This is a genomic window from Rhizobium leguminosarum, from assembly GCF_001679785.1.
GTDB lineage: Bacteria > Pseudomonadota > Alphaproteobacteria > Rhizobiales > Rhizobiaceae > Rhizobium > Rhizobium leguminosarum_R.
In genome coordinates this window covers 2900796-2917766 of the sequence record NZ_CP016286.1, presented here as the reverse complement: position 1 = coordinate 2917766, position 16971 = coordinate 2900796, and the positions used below count along the sequence as shown (strand labels likewise).

13 protein-coding genes and 2 pseudogenes are annotated in these 16971 nt (G+C 58.1%); 10 read left to right on the top strand and 5 right to left on the bottom strand.

From position 1 onward, the window contains the following. Positions 1-105: 105 nt before the first annotated feature. Both BA011_RS44310 and BA011_RS44305 read right to left on the bottom strand, forming a co-directional pair. Entirely contained in the window at positions 106-1533 is a 1428-nt protein-coding gene (locus BA011_RS44310; RefSeq protein WP_065282540.1) for a mannose-1-phosphate guanylyltransferase/mannose-6-phosphate isomerase, read from the bottom strand. Between the two features lie 51 nt (positions 1534-1584). Beyond that, a pseudogene (locus BA011_RS44305) lies at positions 1585-2997 on the bottom strand (phosphomannomutase); the annotation flags it as partial. A 239-nt stretch (positions 2998-3236) separates the two neighbouring features. Here BA011_RS44305 and ung point away from each other — a divergent pair. The 3 genes from ung (at position 3237) to BA011_RS14480 (ending at position 5725) form a co-directional block, all read left to right on the top strand. Beyond that, positions 3237-3938 (top strand): uracil-DNA glycosylase, encoded by a 702-nt coding sequence (gene ung / locus BA011_RS14490; RefSeq protein ID WP_027663916.1) that lies wholly within the window; start codon positions 3237-3239, stop codon positions 3936-3938. A gap of 237 nt (positions 3939-4175) precedes the next feature. Continuing rightward, positions 4176-5108, top strand: coding sequence for a VOC family protein (locus tag BA011_RS14485; protein WP_065280982.1), 933 nt, complete (start codon positions 4176-4178; stop codon positions 5106-5108). Positions 5109-5119: 11 nt separating this feature from the next. Beyond that, positions 5120-5725 (top strand): alpha/beta hydrolase, encoded by a 606-nt coding sequence (locus tag BA011_RS14480; RefSeq protein WP_065280981.1) that lies wholly within the window; start codon positions 5120-5122, stop codon positions 5723-5725. Positions 5726-5828: 103 nt separating this feature from the next. Here BA011_RS14480 and BA011_RS14475 read toward each other — a convergent pair whose 3' ends face one another. Beyond that, positions 5829-6071 (bottom strand): KTSC domain-containing protein, encoded by a 243-nt coding sequence (locus tag BA011_RS14475; protein ID WP_012758625.1) that lies wholly within the window; start codon positions 6069-6071, stop codon positions 5829-5831. Between the two features lie 358 nt (positions 6072-6429). On the opposite strand from BA011_RS14475, the pseudogene BA011_RS14470 reads away from it, so the two are divergent. Further along, positions 6430-6744 (top strand): annotated as a pseudogene (locus BA011_RS14470) (TolC family protein); the annotation flags it as partial. Further along, entirely contained in the window at positions 6745-7536 is a 792-nt protein-coding gene (locus tag BA011_RS14465; protein ID WP_065280979.1) for a metallophosphoesterase, read from the top strand. Between the two features lie 115 nt (positions 7537-7651). On the opposite strand, the gene BA011_RS14460 is transcribed toward BA011_RS14465, so the two are convergent. Together BA011_RS14460 and BA011_RS14455 are read right to left on the bottom strand one after the other, a co-directional pair. Continuing rightward, positions 7652-8980, bottom strand: a complete 1329-nt coding sequence (locus BA011_RS14460; RefSeq protein ID WP_017961674.1) for a UDP-glucose dehydrogenase family protein — start codon at positions 8978-8980, stop codon at positions 7652-7654. Positions 8981-9248: 268 nt separating this feature from the next. Further along, positions 9249-9848, bottom strand: a complete 600-nt coding sequence (locus tag BA011_RS14455; RefSeq protein WP_065280978.1) for a transglutaminase-like cysteine peptidase — start codon at positions 9846-9848, stop codon at positions 9249-9251. 309 nt (positions 9849-10157) lie between these two features. Here BA011_RS14455 and BA011_RS14450 point away from each other — a divergent pair, with 309 nt between their 5' ends. From BA011_RS14450 to BA011_RS14430, 5 genes are all read left to right on the top strand, one after another. Further along, on the top strand, positions 10158-11582 hold the full coding sequence (locus tag BA011_RS14450) for an O-antigen ligase family protein (RefSeq protein ID WP_065280977.1): 1425 nt from the start codon (positions 10158-10160) through the stop codon (positions 11580-11582). A 289-nt stretch (positions 11583-11871) separates the two neighbouring features. After that, a complete protein-coding gene (locus BA011_RS14445; protein WP_065280976.1) occupies positions 11872-13083 on the top strand; it encodes a polysaccharide biosynthesis/export family protein in 1212 nt (403 codons plus the stop codon). Positions 13084-13157: 74 nt separating this feature from the next. Then, on the top strand, positions 13158-13871 hold the full coding sequence (locus BA011_RS14440; RefSeq protein WP_186806435.1) for a sugar transporter: 714 nt from the start codon (positions 13158-13160) through the stop codon (positions 13869-13871). 51 nt (positions 13872-13922) lie between these two features. Next, positions 13923-16199 carry a polysaccharide biosynthesis tyrosine autokinase gene (locus tag BA011_RS14435; protein WP_065280974.1) on the top strand — a complete coding sequence of 759 codons (2277 nt, stop codon included), beginning with the start codon at positions 13923-13925 and terminating at the stop codon, positions 16197-16199. Beyond that, positions 16199-16903 (top strand): hypothetical protein, encoded by a 705-nt coding sequence (locus BA011_RS14430; RefSeq protein ID WP_065280973.1) that lies wholly within the window; start codon positions 16199-16201, stop codon positions 16901-16903. The genes BA011_RS14435 and BA011_RS14430 overlap by 1 nt, the downstream gene beginning before the upstream one ends. Positions 16904-16971: the final 68 nt, after the last annotated feature.

The following is a 16971-nucleotide window of genomic DNA, read 5'->3' as shown; positions in this document are numbered from 1 at the left end:
CCGGTCATGTCTGTCGGTACGTCCATTCTACGAGAACCCCAAGAGGAAATTCAACAGCGAGGATGGTCGCGCCGAAAAGGCCCGACCATCGCTCCGGCTGCGATTTTACGTTCTTCCAAACTCATCGACGATACGAATGATGTCGTCCTCGCCGAGGTAGGAGCCCGTCTGAACCTCGATGAGCTCGAGAAGAATCTTGCCGGGGTTGGCGAGGCGGTGGACTTCGCCCAGCGGAATGTAGACGCTTTCGTTCTCGCGCAGCATACGCACGTTCTCGCCGACCGTCACCTCAGCCGTTCCCTTGACGACGATCCAGTGTTCGGAGCGATGGTGGTGTTTTTGTAGCGAAAGCTTCTTGCCTGGCGTGACGAAGATGCGCTTCACCTGGAAGCGATCGCCGTTGAAGATCGAGGTATAGCCGCCCCAGGGGCGATAGGATGTCGGATGGGTTTCGGCGAATTTCGCCGTGGCAGAAGACGAGGCCAGCATCTTAACCAATTGTCCGACATTCTGGCTGTCTTTGAGCGGCCCGACATAGACGGCGTCCTCGCTGGCGATGACGGCGACATCCTCCATGCCCTGGACGGCAAGATGCACGCCATGGGTCATGACGAGCGAGTTGCGGGTATTGACGACGGTGGTGTTTGCAGCGGCGACATTGCCGTTGTCGTCGCGTGCGCCTGATTTCCAGACGGCATCCCAGCTTCCCATGTCCGACCATTTGAACGGCGAGGGGACGACGGCGGCCTTGGAGGTCTTTTCCATGATCGCGTAGTCGATGGAGATATCGGGGCTCTTGGCGAAATGGTCGGCGTCGAGGCGGGTGAAATCAAGGTCGCGGCTTGCCTTCGAAACGGCCTTGCTGGCTGCCTTCAGCACATCGGGTGCATATTCCTGCAATTCGGCGATGAGTTCCGCCACCGGGAACATGAAGATGCCCGAGTTCCAGTAGAAGCCGCCATCGGCGAGCATCTGCTCGGCCTTCTCAAATGCCGGCTTTTCGATAAAGCGCTTGACCTTGTGCGCACCGTTTTTGAGGGCATCGCCGATCTCGATATAGCCGTAACCCGTCGCCGGCTCCGTCGGAGTGATGCCGAAAGTCACGAGCTTGCCGTCGGCTGCGGCATCGCGGGCGATGCGGATGCAATCGAAATAGGTCTCATCGGCCAGGATCTCGTGATCCGAGGCGAGCATCTGGATGATGGTGCTCTTGCCGAAGAGCTCGCCGGCAAGCGTAGCGGCGGCGGCCACCGCTGCCGCGGTGTTGCGGGCAACCGGTTCGAGCAGTACGGCGGCGAGCGGGATGGCGAGCGCGCGGGCCTGCTCGGCGACCAGGAAGCGGAATTCCTCATTGGTGACGACGATCGCGGCTTCATAGAGATCCGGATTGGAAACGCGGTCGAGGGTCTCCTGAAACAGCGTCTTGTCACCGACGAACTGGATGAACTGTTTCGGTGCGGTGGCACGGGAAAGCGGCCAGAGCCGGGTGCCTTTGCCGCCGGCCATGATCACGGGAACGATTTTCTGCGTCATAGGCGGGTTCCTTGAAAAAAGCGTGTTCGTCGCATGTTTAGCGGGCGTCTCTGCCCAGTCTCGTATACGGGTCAGCCCGGCGGTCAGAAGATCCAGGGCTGCGGTCTCGCTCTCGGCTTCCACGTAGCAGCGCATTTCCGGCGCATTTCCGGACGGGCGAAAATGGATGATCCTACCGTCTTTCAGTGTCACGCGAAGTCCGTCGATGTCGGACTTCGTCGCCACTTCGCCGATCGGCTGCAGGAAAGCCGAAAGATTTCCGTCCGAAGCGGGCAGATGCTCCATCAGCGCGGCACTCGTCTCCAGCGGAAAATTCTCCAGGCGGTCGGCGGCGGCAAAGGGCAGGTGATAGGAGGCGGCAACACCCGAAAGCGGCTGCTTGCGGGTGGCGGCGAGCGACAGGATCGCGAGCATCGGGATAAAACAATCGCGTGTCGGCAAGGCACGCACGGCTCTGTCGTTGATATCGAAAGGGGTTGCAGTCAGCAGCCCGCCATTGGCTTCAAAGCCCATGACATGATCCTTGCCAGCCGCCACGGCCTCTTCCATGCCTGAAATGACGAAGGGTGAGCCGACGCGGGTGCGCCGGACGGCGAAAGAGCCCGCGGCCTCGATGCCGGAATTGGAGGTAACCGGTGTCACCACCGTGCCGGCACCGAGGAAATTGGCTGCCACAAGGCCGAGAAGGTCACCGCGCAACGGCGTGCCGGTTTCGTCTGCGACCAGCGGGCGGTCGCCGTCGCCATCGGTAGAGACGATCGCATCGAACTTGTGCTCGGACACCCAGCGCTTCATCAGCGTGATCGTCTCGTCGGAAACGGCTTCGGTGTCGACGGGAATGAAACTCTCCGAACGCCCAAGAGCGGTGATCTCGGCGCCGTAATGGGCGAGAACATCAACCAACAGGTCGCGGGCGACGCTGCTGTGCTGGTAGACACCGATCTTCATGCCGGACAGCGCGCCTTGCGGAAGCAGGGCTGTATTGCGTTCGAAAAAGAGCTGACGGCAGATCGCTTCATGCTCCTCCGTCTCGGCTGGCGTCTGCGTCACGGTTTCACCGGTTCGCTCGATCTCGGCCGCCAATGCGGTGATAGCAGCCTCGTCCGATTTGTCGATCTCACCATCCGGGCGATAGAATTTGATGCCGTTGCGGTCCGCCGGAATATGCGAGCCCGTAACCATCAGGCAGGCGGCGTTGCTCTCGAGGCCATAGAGGGCAAGGGCGGGTGTGGGGACTGTGCCGCAGTCGAATATCCGGAAGCCGAGCGCGGCAAGCGCACCGGCGCAATTCCCCGAGATTTCAGGGCTTGAATCGCGAAAATCGCGGCCGATCAGGATGACGTCGCCGGCCCGCGCCTTGCCGGTCTGCAGCAGATATTTGCCGAACGCGGTGGCGTAGAGGGCGGAGGTGCGTCCCTTGAGGTCGACTGAAAGTCCGCGAAGGCCGCTCGTGCCGAATTTCATGGGAAGACATGGCTCCGATTTCACGATCAAAGTTCTACTCAGGCCGCCTGCCGGCGTAAATACCAAAGCCATCATATAGTTAAATACGGACGACGGTGCCTCGGATAGTCTCTTGCAATCTTCTCTCACCGAATTCTTGAGTTGTAGACCCATTGCCGCGCCGGCAGGCATTGCAGCGTAGATCGATTTTGTTAGAACCGTGTGTCCGTTGTTTCGTCATATGCGAAGGATTTTCCTAGATGAGCGATACATCCGTCAGTCTCGAGGAGAGCTGGAAAGCCGCGCTGGAGGGGGAGTTTTCAAGCCCCTACATGCAACAGCTCAAATCCTTCCTCGTCGCGCAGAAGCAGGTCGGCAAGCGGATTTTCCCCAAGGGCAGCGAATATTTCCGCGCCCTCGATCTGACGCCGATCTCCAACGTCAAGGCCGTCATCCTCGGCCAGGACCCGTATCATGGAATCGGGCAAGCCCATGGGCTGTGTTTCAGTGTCCGTCCGGGCGTGCGCATACCGCCCTCCCTGGTCAATATCTACAAGGAGATGGAGACGGATCTTGGCATTGCGCCGGCACGTCACGGTTTTCTCGAACATTGGGCAAAGCAGGGCGTACTCCTGCTGAACAGCGTGCTGACCGTCGAGGAAGGGCAGGCGGCTGCTCATCAGGGCAAGGGGTGGGAACGCTTCACCGACGCCGTCATCCGCAAGGTCAACGATGAATGCGAATCCGTGGTCTTCATGCTGTGGGGTTCCTATGCCCAACGCAAGGCCGCCTTTGTCGATACGACGCGGCATCTCGTGCTCCGGGCGCCGCATCCCTCGCCGCTTTCGGCCCATAACGGTTTTTTTGGCTGCGGGCATTTTTCGAAGGCGAATGCCTTCCTGCAGTCGCGCGGACGTGCGCCGATCGACTGGCAATTGCCGGCCGATCCCCATGGGGCCTAAATCGCGACGCAATCTTTCAGATTCGCTCCTCGCGCTTTAGATCCTTGTTTTACGCATGTCGTTATCGCAAAACCGCTGCACACTTTTGCGCGACATGCTTTAGTGTGAACAGACTTTGTCGTTCGTTCACTAAAAGAAGACAATGCGTTTTGGTCTACGGGTCTGTTCGACGGGAGTTTCAGCGCGCATCTTAGCCTCATCGAAAGCCCGCAACGGCGGGCATGAAAGGGGTTTGACATGCTCGATCAGATCAAGGGTCTGCACCACGTCACGTCGATGGCGCAGGATGCCCGCACCAACAACCAGTTTTTCACCAATGCGCTCGGCCTGCGACGCGTCAAGAAGACGGTGAATTTCGACGCGCCCGATGTCTATCACCTCTATTATGGTGACGAGACTGGTGCGCCCGGCACGGTCATGACTTATTTCCCGTTCCCGAAGATGGCGCAGGGCCGTCCCGGTACCGGCGAAGTCGGCACGACGGTGTTTTCCGTTCCGCAGGGCTCGCTCGGCTTCTGGAGCGATCGCTTTGCCGCGCTTGGTGTCGGCGGCCTGAAAGCCGAGGAAAGTTTCGGCGAAAAACGGCTGAACTTCTCCGGCCCGGATGGCGATGGCTTCGCGCTCGTCGAGGTCGAGGATGACGCCCGCCAGGCCTGGACACATGGCGGCATCAGCGAAGACCATGCCATTTACGGCTTCCACTCCGTCACCATGCGGCTGAGGGACGAAGGCGCCACGGCCGAGCTCTTGAAGTTCATGGGTTACGAGGTCGCCGAGGAAAGGGACGGCGTCAAGCGGCTGATCAAGCCCTCCGGCAATGGCGCGCATCTCATCGATCTCGAGACCATGCCGAACATTGCCCGTGCCCTTCCGGGTGCCGGCTCCGTCCACCATGTCGCCTTCGCCGTCGAAAACCGCGAGAAGCAACTCGAAGTGCGCAAGGCGCTGATGGACACCGGCTATCAGGTCACGCCGGTGATCGACCGCGATTATTTCTGGGCGATCTATTTCCGCACGCCGGGCGGCGTGCTGTTCGAGGTCGCGACCAGTGAGCCCGGCTTCGACCGCGACGAGGATACGGCCCATCTTGGCGAAGCCCTGAAACTGCCGCAACAGCACGCCCATCTTCGCGCGCTGCTCGAGCAGCATCTGCAGCCGCTCGAAGTGTGAGGAGAGGCGATATGACCGAAACCGGATATGTGCACCGGCTGCATGCCGGTGCACCTGATAAACCCATCCTGCTGGTGCTGCACGGCACCGGCGGCGACGAGAACCAGTTCTTCGACTTCGGCCGGCGCCTGCTGCCTGAAGCGACGATTCTCTCGCCGCGCGGCGATGTTTCCGAACATGGCGCGGCGCGCTTCTTTCGCCGCACCGGGGAGGGGGTCTACGACATGCCCGATCTCTCACGCGCGACGGAGAAGATGGCCGCCTACGTCAAGGCATTCGCTGACGAGTGCCAGGCTTCCCATATTCTCGGCCTGGGTTTTTCGAACGGCGCAAATATTCTTGCCAATGTCCTGATCGAGAAGGGTATCTTCGATGCCGCGGTTCTGATGCACCCGTTCATTCCGTTTCAACCCGAAGCCCAGTCGACGCTCGCGGGAAGAAAGGTGCTGATGACGGCCGGACAGCGAGACCCGATTGCGCCTGTCTCCACGACCGAGGCGCTGTCCGAACATCTGAAAAACCGAGGGGCGGAGGTCAGGACGATCTGGCATCCCGGCGGTCACGAGATTGCGCCGCTCGAGATCAATGCGGTCCGCGATTTTCTCGGCGGTTATTGACGGCGTGCACCGCCGGTCGGCGGGAAACTGGTTTGCGGGACCGGGAATGCCGGTCCCGCATCTTTGCTGGAACAATGATCCTATCGTCGTGATCGATAGGACATTAGGGGCGAGGAGGATATTTGCCCCTGATTGCCTTCATGTAGAAATTTCCCGGTGATTCCGCCATCGTCAACCCGACGACGACGCCCTTGGGAACGCCTTCATATTCTCGCCTCTGACCGTTGGTCAGATAGACCCGTAGATGCCGGCTGTCTTCGTCGTAGGTGATCGCCTCGATAAGTTTCGAATCAACCGCAGTTTCCACTTTGCACCCCGCAGTTTTGGATCTGAGATTCCTGATCAAGAAATGTCTTTCACACTCGCAACGCGCCATCATTATGCTGCGCCGCGGGGGCGTCAAGCATCATCTTCTTTAACGTTCATTTTTTCCTAATGGCTATCGTTATGGTTGATTTTTACAGCTTTTTCGAAGGTGTAGTCTGTGGAAATCCGACATCTTCGGCTCCTCCATTTGGGGTGTATTAGCCGATAACGTCGCGAGAAACGCAATAATCGCCGGTTTAACGCCGGATTAACCAACATATTGCAAACTATTGCGTAATATTAACCGCAGCACCCTCCCAAATATGAATAATTACATCCGCAAGGCGGAGCGTCACCTCGCCGCTGCAACGGCCAAGATCGGCGTTGCCGAGTCGCAGGCGCTGCGCGCTCAGGTGAAGACCACGCAGGAGACTCTTGCGCTTTCAATCGGGAGCTACAAGGATGGACAATCATCCTTGCTTGATGTGCTGGATGCGCAGCGTTCGGCCGCAACCAGTCAGGCAAACCTGGCGCAGGCGGTGCAGCAAATCGCGAAGCACTATCTCGCTCTGAATGTGGCAATTGGTTCGGGTACAACTTCGGTGGGGCCGCGATCAGGCCAAATTCTTATGAACACTGAGCCTCATGCCGTTGCAGCGATGGATAAGAGATGGATTATTTCCGACAACCCGCCATTCGGTCGGACCTCATAAATGGGTTCCATGTTTAACTATCTAGCGCCGTGGCGACAACAGATACCCATACTGGCTGGCAACCGTAAAAGACGCCCTCGGCTGACATTTGCCGAAGGCGAATTCGCTGCGGTCTACGCAATGAGCGATGTTCACGGATGTTATAAAGAGCTCGTCGAGGCACATCGCCGCATCGAGGAGGATGCCGCGCGCATTCCAGGGCCGAAGCTCATCGTCATGCTCGGCGATTATGTCGATCGCGGGCCTGATTCGAGCGCGGTGCTGGAATTCCTGAGCAGGACCCCGCCGCCGGGGTTTCAACGTTTCGTCCTGTGCGGCAATCATGACGCGGAGCTGGTGAAGCTCTATCGCAAACCGGCGGGCATTCTTGAATGGCTCGGCTTTGCCGGGACGGAGACACTGCACTCATATGGTATCGATATCGAGCATCTGCTGCAGTCGGCGGCCGGAAGCGAAACAATCGCCCGCGTCATTCGCAACATGATACCCGAGCGGCATATCCAATTTCTGGAATCGCTGCCGGTCATGCTGCGGATGGGAAGGGTCCTCTTTGTTCATGCGGGTATCAGGCCGGGCATCGACCTCAAGAGGCAGAAAGACAGCGACCTTATGTGGATCCGTCAGCCCTTTCTGGATGAAGGGCCGCAGCTTCCTGTGCTCGTGATCCACGGCCACACCCCGGCGCGAATCCCGACATTCGGTCCGCAACGTATCGGTATCGACACTGCGGTTTCGGCGACGGGCCGACTGACCGTGCTGACGATAAAGGGAACGCGGGTCGGAATCCTGTAAAATTGGCAAGCATGATGTCGTCCGAAACGCTTACGCTTTCGGGGCCATGCTCAAAACCAAACGCCGCGGATTATGCTCCGCGGCGTCAGGACGATCAGATGTTCACGGGGCTATCTCAGGCGCCAGTCGTTTCCTGATAGAGGTTGGTGCCGATGCCGGTATAGGTAAAGCCGTGTTTGCGGACTTCGTCGCTGCGGTAGATATTGCGCAGATCGACCAGGATCGGAGCGCGCATCGACTGCTTGAGGCGACTGAAATCGAGCGCGCGGAACTGGTTCCATTCGGTGACGATGACAAGCGCATCCGCGCCAGCAGCCGCTTCATAGGGACCGCTCGCATATTCGATGTTCTCGATCACCTTGCGGGCGTTCTCCATGCCCTCGGGATCGTAGCCGACCACTTGCGCGCCGTTGTCCTGCAGGGTCTGGATGACTGCGATCGCCGGGCTATCGCGCATATCGTCGGTGTTCGGCTTGAAGGTCAGGCCGAGGATCGCGATCTTCTTGCCGCGAATGTCGCCGCCGACGGCCGAAATGACCTTGCGTCCCATCGCTCGCTTGCGGTTGTCGTTGATCGAGATCGTCGTTTCGATGAGACGCATCGGCGCGTCGTAATCCTGCGCCGTCTTGGCAAGGGCAAGCGTATCCTTGGGGAAGCACGAACCGCCGTAACCCGGGCCGGCATGCAGGAACTTGGAGCCGATACGCCCGTCGAGACCGATTCCGCGCGAAACGTCCTGGACGTTTGCGTCGACCCGTTCGCAGAGGTCGGCGATCTCGTTGATGAAGGTGATCTTCATCGCGAGGAAGGCATTGGCCGCATATTTGATCAGTTCCGAGGTGCGGCGGGTGGTGAAGACCAAGGGGGCCTGGTTGAGATAGAGCGGGCGGTAGACCTCGGTCATGGTTTCGCGCGCCCGGTCGTCGTTCAGGCCGACGACGATACGGTCGGGACGCTTGAAGTCTTCGATCGCCGCACCTTCACGCAGGAATTCCGGATTGGAAACGACGGCGACATCCGCCGCAGGGTTGGTTTCGCGCATGATGCGCTCGACCTCGTCTCCGGTGCCGACCGGCACCGTCGACTTGGTGACGATAACGGTGAAGCCTTCAACATAGGTGGCAATCTCGCGTGCAGCGGCGTAGACATAGGAAAGGTCTGCGTGGCCGTCGCCGCGCCTGGACGGCGTGCCGACTGCGATGAACACGACATCGGCGCTGCGGACGCTTTCGCCGACATCCGTCGAAAACGACAGCCGGCCGGTGCTGGTATTTTCGGCGACCAATTGCTCCAGGCCCGGCTCGTAGATCGGAATGCGGCCTTCGCGAAGGGCTTCGATCTTACTCAGATCCTTGTCGACGCAGATGACGTCGTGGCCGAAATCCGCAAAGCAAACGCCTGAAACGAGGCCGACATAGCCTGATCCAATCATCGTGATGCGCATATTTCCCTCAAATCATTAGAGTAGAACGTCATGCTGCGTCGCAGCATGAGTTCGTCATAGTTAATCTGGACGAAAAGACAATACCGAAGATCGCCTGGTACCCACATCGAAAATCGAACTCCGGGCACCACAGTTTGCCGCGCGCTGCCCCGTCGATAGCCAAAACATAGGTTTGTGTGGGCGATATGACAAGTCGAGCGGCTCGGCAGAGCAGGCTCGACTTCAATCCGAAAACAGGATCAATCAGTCTATGTCGCTGCCTCGGCGGTTATAGCCGGTACCAGACATAGGGGTCTGTTCCCGATTGAATCTTGTCCCAGCGCAGATCGGTATCGCGCCAGTTCTTGATGCTGCTTTTCCTGTTGTCGAGCACGAGATCGCCCTTGTCGGTTCTGACGACCAGGACCGCATGTCCTTCACCGGAGGGCGTATATGCCGTCGCGATCCGCAAAGCGCGCGACGACCAGCCCATCGCGATCAGCCGGCTGCGTTTGGTCAACGCGAAATCTTCGCAGTCGCCGCTGCGCACGTTCACCTTCCAAACGTCTCCATTCAGTTCGTTGCGGGAGTCGTTTCGGCCGATCATCGTACGATTGACGGCGGTGTTGACGTCCTTCAGTTGCAGCATTTGCTTGTCCGTCATCGCAACGACCGCCAAACCATTGTTGTCGCGGCATTCGGTCGGGTTCTGGGCGCAGAACAGCACCTGGGCGAAAGGCGGAATGATCTTGTCTTTTTCAGAGATATAACTGACCGCCGAACTATCGGTCAGGCCGCGGGCAAAACCTGCGGGACCGGCGGCAAATGCCGAGCATGCATTGCCTGCTGTAAAGGCCAGTGCCAGAAGTGTAACGACTGTTTTCTTCATCTCTTAAATCCCCGTTCAGGGCAACCGATTGAGATCAGGCTTGCCTTTTTTCTCGGTCAATGGCATGGCGATCTGATGATCTGCCAAGTATTGGGCGCAGAATATCTGTCCCGTTTCTGCTGCTTGGAAGGAGCATAGCCAGGCCTTGTCTCGATTGGCTTAAACCTTTCGCGACAATTTTAAACGATGTGGAATTCTGTTACACTTTAGCACGCAAGCGCTTGATGTTCAACTTATGTTAGTACGAGTAAATTAATCTCTTCGGTTGCAATGGCTTTGGTCGCCGCCTACTCTGGTAAACGAATTCACATGTTCTCCAATCTCATCAATAAGCGGGTCTTGCGAGAGGTTTTGCTTTTTGCCTTCATCGGCCTCGTTATATTGACTCTCATACCGTTCGGGAGCGTTACACCCTTGGCCTTCGCCTTCTCCGCGATCGGGATGTTTGCCCTTGCCATCATCTCGGGACTGCTGTTCGGAGAGCCGAGACAAAGCAGATGGGTTTTCAGTATCGCTTTGTTTCTACTCGTCGTACTGGCGGGCTGGACGTTCATCCAAACCATCGAACTGCCCTCCAATTGGTTGGCGAATCCTGCCTGGAATGCCGCGCGTGACCTGGCGGGTGCGCAATCCGCGGCGATCTCGGTCGAACCGGCCGACACGCTCGCGTCGATTCTCTGGGTTGCCCTGCCTTTCGTCACATTTCTGACCGGGCTGCTCTTATGCGATACTGACCAGCGCGCGCGGAAAGTGCTCACCGGGCTCGGGCTTACGGCGGGCATCATCGCTGTTTTCGGCCTGATGCAGTTTTTGCTGTTTCCCAACGTCCTGATCGTCGTGGAGAAACGCGCCTACCTCGACAGCCTGACTGCGGTCTTTGTCAACCGCAATACCGCCGCGACCTTCCTCGGGCTTGGAACGCTGCTGATGCTGACCCTGGTCAGGGACGTTACCCGAGCCTATTCGAACTATCCGCCCGGCGAGCCCGGCCGAAACGCGCTTCTCTTGAGATCGTGGATCTATATCCTGCTCTTATGCGCATGCTTCACCTCGCTGATGCTGAGCCGCTCGCGCGCCGGGATATTTGCGACCTTTGTTGCCGCTCTCATCTATTTTCCATGGCTTGTCCTCAATTGGAACGGCTCGAGGCGTCATCTGAGACCGGCGCCAAGATGGCGTTCGATGCTGAAGCTCCTCTCGGCGATTGCTTTCGTCGTGCTGCTGCTGACGGTGTTTGCGGGCCAGGCGATTTTGCGCGCGCAAGAGCGGCGACTCGAGGATGATGATCGGTTTTGCATTCTGCCTGGCATATGGCGTGCCATTTCGGATCATTGGTTGACGGGAACGGGGCTCGGAACCTTCCGGACCGTATTTTCCGCCTATCGCGATCCGGCTTGCGGAATTTTCGGGGTCTTCGACCGCGCGCATAATTTCTATCTTGAAGGATTTCTGGGCCTCGGAATATTGTTCCCGATTGCGGCTGTCCTTGCCTTCTCGGTGCTTGCCAGAGTGTTCCGGCGCGGGTTCGCCCAAAGACGGCGTCTCAGGCACTATGTTCTTCTGGGCCTGGCGGCGACCATTTTGGTCGCCCTTCATGCGGCGGTCGATTTTTCGCTGCAGATACCGGGTTTTGCGGTGTTTTACTCCGCCTTCCTGAGTGCGGTTGTCGCGATATGCCTGGGACGCAGCAACGGAGAGGCGGACATGGCATATGAGCGGCCGTTAACCACGTAAAGTTTAAAAGGATGGATTTTAATAAGATTTTCGGAAAAGATCGATTGTGCAGGTGCGAACGGTTGACTCTGAAACCCTAGAAATTTTATAGCGGGTCCAGCCTTCGGATTGTTGCGACGCAAGAAAAGTCGGACCGAAGTCGTTTTTCGCTTCCCAAAAGGCTGGGCGTTGCCAGCCTGCCACAGTTAGGGGAATGTTAATCGGCTTTCAGTGTTATTGATCGGGGATTGTCTTGTATTTTGTCAGATCGCGGGGCAGTAGCTTCAGGGGCGTAAACGCAGGGTATTCTATGGGTTGTTCTCGTATCGGTAGTACACGCGTCGCCATTGTTGTAGCGCTAACGACTATATTGGCAAGCTGCACCTCGTTGCCAAGATCCGGTCCCGATCACAAAGACGTTGATCGTGATGCGGCAGTGAAAGTGACAACGAAGGAACGTCGCGTCGGTATCGACTACGCCCTGGTTGATCTCAGCAAGAACGTCCTGTCGTATTTTACCGCTCCCCAGCCGACCTCGTTCAAAGGGTTTGGTGGTGGTCGAGGCGGGGCGCCTGAAATTCCGCTCGGTTACGGCGACGTCGTCCAGGTCGCCATCTTCGAAGCCCAGTCGGGCGGCCTCTTCATTCCGTCCGATGCCGGTAGCCGACCCGGCAATTACATCTCGCTGCCAGAGCAGACCATCGATAGAAACGGGACGATCACAATTCCCTACGCGGGCCGGGTTCCGGCTGCCGGTCGCCTGAAGGAGACCGTGGAGCAGGACGTCGAGGATCGCCTGGCGAGCCGCGCGATCGAACCGCAGGTGGTTATCACGACAACGACAAGCCGCTCCAGTCAGGTTGCTGTGCTCGGTGATGTCAACAATCCCCAGCGCGTTGAGATCAGCCCGGCCGGTGAGCGTGTTCTCGATATCATTTCCGCTGCGGGCGGTTTGACGACCAACAATATCGAAACGAATGTGACGCTGCAGCGCCGCGGCAAGACGGCAACCGTCGCCTACACTACGCTGTTGAAGAACCCGGCCGAAAATATCTATGTTGCGCCGGATGATACGATCTCGATCGATCATGAGCGCCGCACCTATCTTGCGCTCGGTGCCGCAGGCGTCAGCGGTCGCTTCGATTTCGAAGAGTCCGATCTGACCCTTGGAGAGGCAATCGCCAAGGCTGGCGGCTTACGCGACGACCGCGCCGACCCGGCTCAGGTCCTGCTCTATCGTCTTGTCCCGAAGAAAACGGTTCAAGCGATGCATGTGGACACGACGAGATTTGCGGGTGAGATGGTTCCGGTGATCATTCGTGCGAATATGCGCGACCCGGCAACCCTGTTTGCTGTTCAGCAATTCAAGATGGAAGACAAGGATATTATCTATATTTCCAATTCGGACTCTGTTGAACTGGTCAAGTTCCTTGACATCGTGAACTCGGTATCATCCACTGTTTCCGGAGTGGCCGACGATGCGAATGATACCCGTAACGCGGTACAGGATCTTGGAAATTGATTGCAATAGGCGGGCCGGCATCGATCGCGGATGATCAATGCCGGCGGCCTATATAACGGATTTGATGAAGGACTATGGTTATGGCAAGGTCAGGTGTTTATCGTAAGCTTGCATATAGCGGAATTGTCGTCGCGATGTTTGCCGGCATGAATTCAAGCGCTTTTGCGGCAGCTTGCTTGGGTCCGGCAAATCTGACTTCCGTCGATGTCAGCGGATTTACGACTAGCCCGGCCGTTCTGCTCGACATGTCCGATCCGTTGGTTTTGTCATCGCGTGTTCGCGCGCTGGTTGGAAGCAGCAATGATGCGCTGTCGCCAGTGATCGAGCAGGCCAAGAAGGCCAGTGCCGCACAGATGGCGGCTATCGGCTCCGGTCTCGGACGGGCCGCAAACAGCTGCCAGGTGACGGATCCGCAATTCAAGCTGGCGATCGAAAAGGCTGTTGCCGAGGCGGCGAGCGCCGATCCGAATCTGGCGCCGCTGCTTGCAGCCTTTGCAAAGGTCCTTGCCGAAGGTGGAACCGCGGCCCTCGGCCCGGGTGCAAGTGCTGCCGCCGCCGCATCCGGCATCGGCAATGACGGGCAAGTTGGACAAACCGGGCCTGGAGCGGACGATGGTACGCCGTTCGACGGCGCTGCGACAACAGCGGGTACGCTGAAGGTTTCGAATGCCGGCGCAGATGATTCATCGTCAACTTCAACGACGACGATCCTCAGCACCGGAGCGGGAGGGCAGTCGTCTACCGATACGACGGAGTCGACGAGTCAGAGTGTCCCGGTCATACAATAGCTGGAATTGCCCTTAGATCTTAGCGCTTGACGCCTTTGTTGGAGATCGAAATTGCTATCGCCAGATAAACTTACACCGCGTATCGACCCCTCCCGCGATACCGGAAATGATGCTGATTTCATCGATTTCGACAAGCTCATCGCAATCGCCCGCCGACAGTGGCGGATGGTTGCGGCGTGCGGTTTCGCCTTTGCCATTCTGGGCATTGTGTATGTCCTGACTTCGGTGCCTGTCTACACCGCCGACACCAGCGTGCTGATCGACCGCAGCGATAGCCAGGTGATCAACCAGCTGGCGGCTTTCGGCCAGATGGACGATGACGAAGGTACTGTCCTCAGTCAGGTCGAGCTGTTGAAGTCCGACACCATCGCCTATGCTGTTGTCGACAAACTGAAACTCGTCGACAATCCGGTGTTCACGGCACCGAAAAGCTCGCTTTTTTCTATCTCAACGCTGAAATCCTTCGTGAATTTTCGGTCGTGGTTTGCCGATGACGCAGCCGTCGCACCCGATCCGGAAAGGAAACGGCGAAGCGCTGCGGAGACCGTCGCGGGCAATATCGACGTCGAACGCGTCGGTCGCTCCTATGTCCTCGATGTCAGCTATACCGCGCAGTCGCCCGATCTGGCGCGTGATATCGCGGCTGCGATCGCCGACGTCTATCTCGTCGACAAGCTCAATTCGAAATACGAGGCGACACGCCGGGCCGGCCAGTGGCTGCAGGAGCGTATCGAAGAGCTCCGGCAGCAGGCGTTGGACACCGACCTTGCTGTTCAGAAGTTCCGCGGCGAGCATGGGCTTGTCGAGGCCGGGTCCGGTACGCTGATCAGCGAGCAGCAGCTTTCCGAGATCAATACCCAATTGATCAATGCGCAGGCCGAGACGGCGAAGGCCGAGGCAAGATATGCGCGCGTCAAGTCGATCATCGACGCCAAGCAGACCGATGCGATCGTCACGGACGTGCTCGATAGCTCCATTTCCAACGACCTGCGCAAGAAGTATCTGGAGGCTTCCAAGCTCGAGACCGAAATCGAGGCGCGGCTCGGTCCCGATCACGTCCAGGCGGTTCGGCTTCGTGCGGAAATGGAAGAATATAAAAGGCTCATGTTCGATGAGTTGAACCGCATCGCCGAGAGCTACCAAAGCGAGCTGCAGGTCGCGAAATCGCGGGAAAACTCTTTGCGCGACAGTGTGACGCAGGCGACGGGCGTTGCCGCAACGGCTGGCGAAACGCAGGTGCAGCTTCGTGAACTCGAGCGCACGCGCGATACCTATAAGAATCTCTATCAGAGCTTCCTGACACGCTACCAGGAAGCAATTCAACAGCAGAGCTTTCCGATTACCGCTGCGCGCATCATCACGACGGCGGAGACGCCGACGAAGCCGAGCGCTCCGAAGAGAGCTCTCGTCGTTGCTTTCGCGATGTTCGTGGGATGTGCATTTGGATGTGGTATAGCTGCATTCCGCGAATTCCGGGATCGGTTCTTCCGCACCGGCGATGATGTCCGGGACGTGCTCGATGTCGAGTCTCTCGGTGTCATGCCGCTGATTGAAAACAACGTCGACGATCCGACGCTTGTTGATCCCAGCAATCCGCGAAGCATCGCCAGGGGCGGGAAGACGACGACCTATGTCGAGGAGCATCCGCTCTCGGCATTTGCCGAGACGCTTCGAAGCGCCAAGATTGCCATCGACCTCAGTGCTGCCGATCAGCGCTGTAAGGTCATCGGCGTCGTGTCGAGCTTGCCCGGCGAGGGCAAGTCGACGACATCCATCAATTTTGCCAAGCTCCTGGCAATGCAGGGTGCGCGTTGCCTGCTTATCGATGGCGATATGCGCAATCCCGGTGCCACCCGGGCGATCGGCCGCCATGCCGAGGCCGGCTTGCTCGAGGCGATCGTCGACAGCCGTCCGCTCAAGGATCTGACCCTTCTCGATCCAAAAACAAAGCTCGCATTTTTGCCGACGGTGGCACGGTATCGTGTTCCGCATTCGTCGGAGCTGCTTGCGTCACGCGGCATGGATCAGCTTCTTGAAACGGCGCGTCAAAGCTTCGATTATATTATTATCGACCTGCCACCCTTGGCGCCGGTTGTGGATGCGCGCGCTATCAATTCGAAGCTTGATGCGGTGGTTTTCGTTATCGAGTGGGGAAAGACATCGCGCAAGGTTGTGCAGTCGACCCTGCTGTCCGAGCCGGAACTCTATGCGAAATGCGTCGGTACTATCTTGACCAAGGTCGACCCGTCGCAGATGAAACTCTACCGGACATTCGGTTCGAGCGAATATTATTATAAGCGTTATTCGCGATACTATACCGAAAGCTGATGTTCCGCAGTCAGTCCGTTTCGATTACCAGGATCGCCTTCGTTATCGTCACCGTCGTCTTGGTGGTGCTGGCCGGTCGAGAACTCTACGCTTCGATAAGAACGGCCAGCATCTCGATCGTCGCCGAAAGGATCGAGCGTGGCGAGACCGTTGCGGATGATGTCGTGACCAAATATGCGTCGCGCAGTGTCGAGGTCGTTGACGGACACTATTGTCGATCCGACATCGTGGCTGCTGGCGTAACCCTCGTTCTGGCGCAACTCGATCGGCAGAATGTCAATGTCAATTACGACGGCTGGGCCGCTGCGGCCTCGAGTGCGCGCCAGTATCTGCGGCATGCGCTTTCGTGTATGCCGACGAACAGCAATTTTTGGCTTCGTCTTGCGGCCGTACAGTCGACAATTGCGGAAGAGCCGGCCTCGATCGCGGGAATGATGAAGCGTTCGGTTGCGCTTGCGCCGTACGACCAGGTGATGATCCTGACGCGATTTTATTTCTGGAACGATTTCACCGATGCAACACTCGCCGCGGCAGAGCGCGCGCTCGATAGCGATCTCATGACCATGCTGAAACGGGGCGATCGTTGCAGGGTCAATGCCACGATAAGAGAGATCAGCCCACAGCTCCGCCCGATCTTCGATCGCAGCTGGACGAGCGTCGGAGAGGCCGCGACGGCGCGGTTCCGACAGCGTTGCAGCAAGTAATCATCGAGGCTGGTTCTTATAGAAAGTTCCAAGCTTTTGGCCGACAGGCTGAGCGGCTACGGCTCTTT

Excerpts from the sequence above, each read along its gene's own strand:
- ung (WP_027663916.1), top strand. The coding sequence starts at position 3,237 with ATGAGCGATACATCCGTCAGTCTCGAGGAGAGCTGGAAAGCCGCGCTG.
- BA011_RS14440 (WP_186806435.1), top strand. The coding sequence starts at position 13,158 with ATGGTTATGGCAAGGTCAGGTGTTTATCGTAAGCTTGCATATAGCGGA.
- BA011_RS14430 (WP_065280973.1), top strand. The coding sequence starts at position 16,199 with ATGTTCCGCAGTCAGTCCGTTTCGATTACCAGGATCGCCTTCGTTATC.
- BA011_RS14450 (WP_065280977.1), top strand. The coding sequence starts at position 10,158 with ATGTTCTCCAATCTCATCAATAAGCGGGTCTTGCGAGAGGTTTTGCTT.
- BA011_RS14465 (WP_065280979.1), top strand. The coding sequence starts at position 6,745 with ATGGGTTCCATGTTTAACTATCTAGCGCCGTGGCGACAACAGATACCC.
- BA011_RS44310 (WP_065282540.1), bottom strand. The coding sequence starts at position 1,533 with ATGACGCAGAAAATCGTTCCCGTGATCATGGCCGGCGGCAAAGGCACC.
- BA011_RS14460 (WP_017961674.1), bottom strand. The coding sequence starts at position 8,980 with ATGCGCATCACGATGATTGGATCAGGCTATGTCGGCCTCGTTTCAGGC.
- BA011_RS14445 (WP_065280976.1), top strand. The coding sequence starts at position 11,872 with ATGGGTTGTTCTCGTATCGGTAGTACACGCGTCGCCATTGTTGTAGCG.
- BA011_RS14485 (WP_065280982.1), top strand. The coding sequence starts at position 4,176 with ATGCTCGATCAGATCAAGGGTCTGCACCACGTCACGTCGATGGCGCAG.
- BA011_RS14455 (WP_065280978.1), bottom strand. The coding sequence starts at position 9,848 with ATGAAGAAAACAGTCGTTACACTTCTGGCACTGGCCTTTACAGCAGGC.
- BA011_RS14480 (WP_065280981.1), top strand. The coding sequence starts at position 5,120 with ATGACCGAAACCGGATATGTGCACCGGCTGCATGCCGGTGCACCTGAT.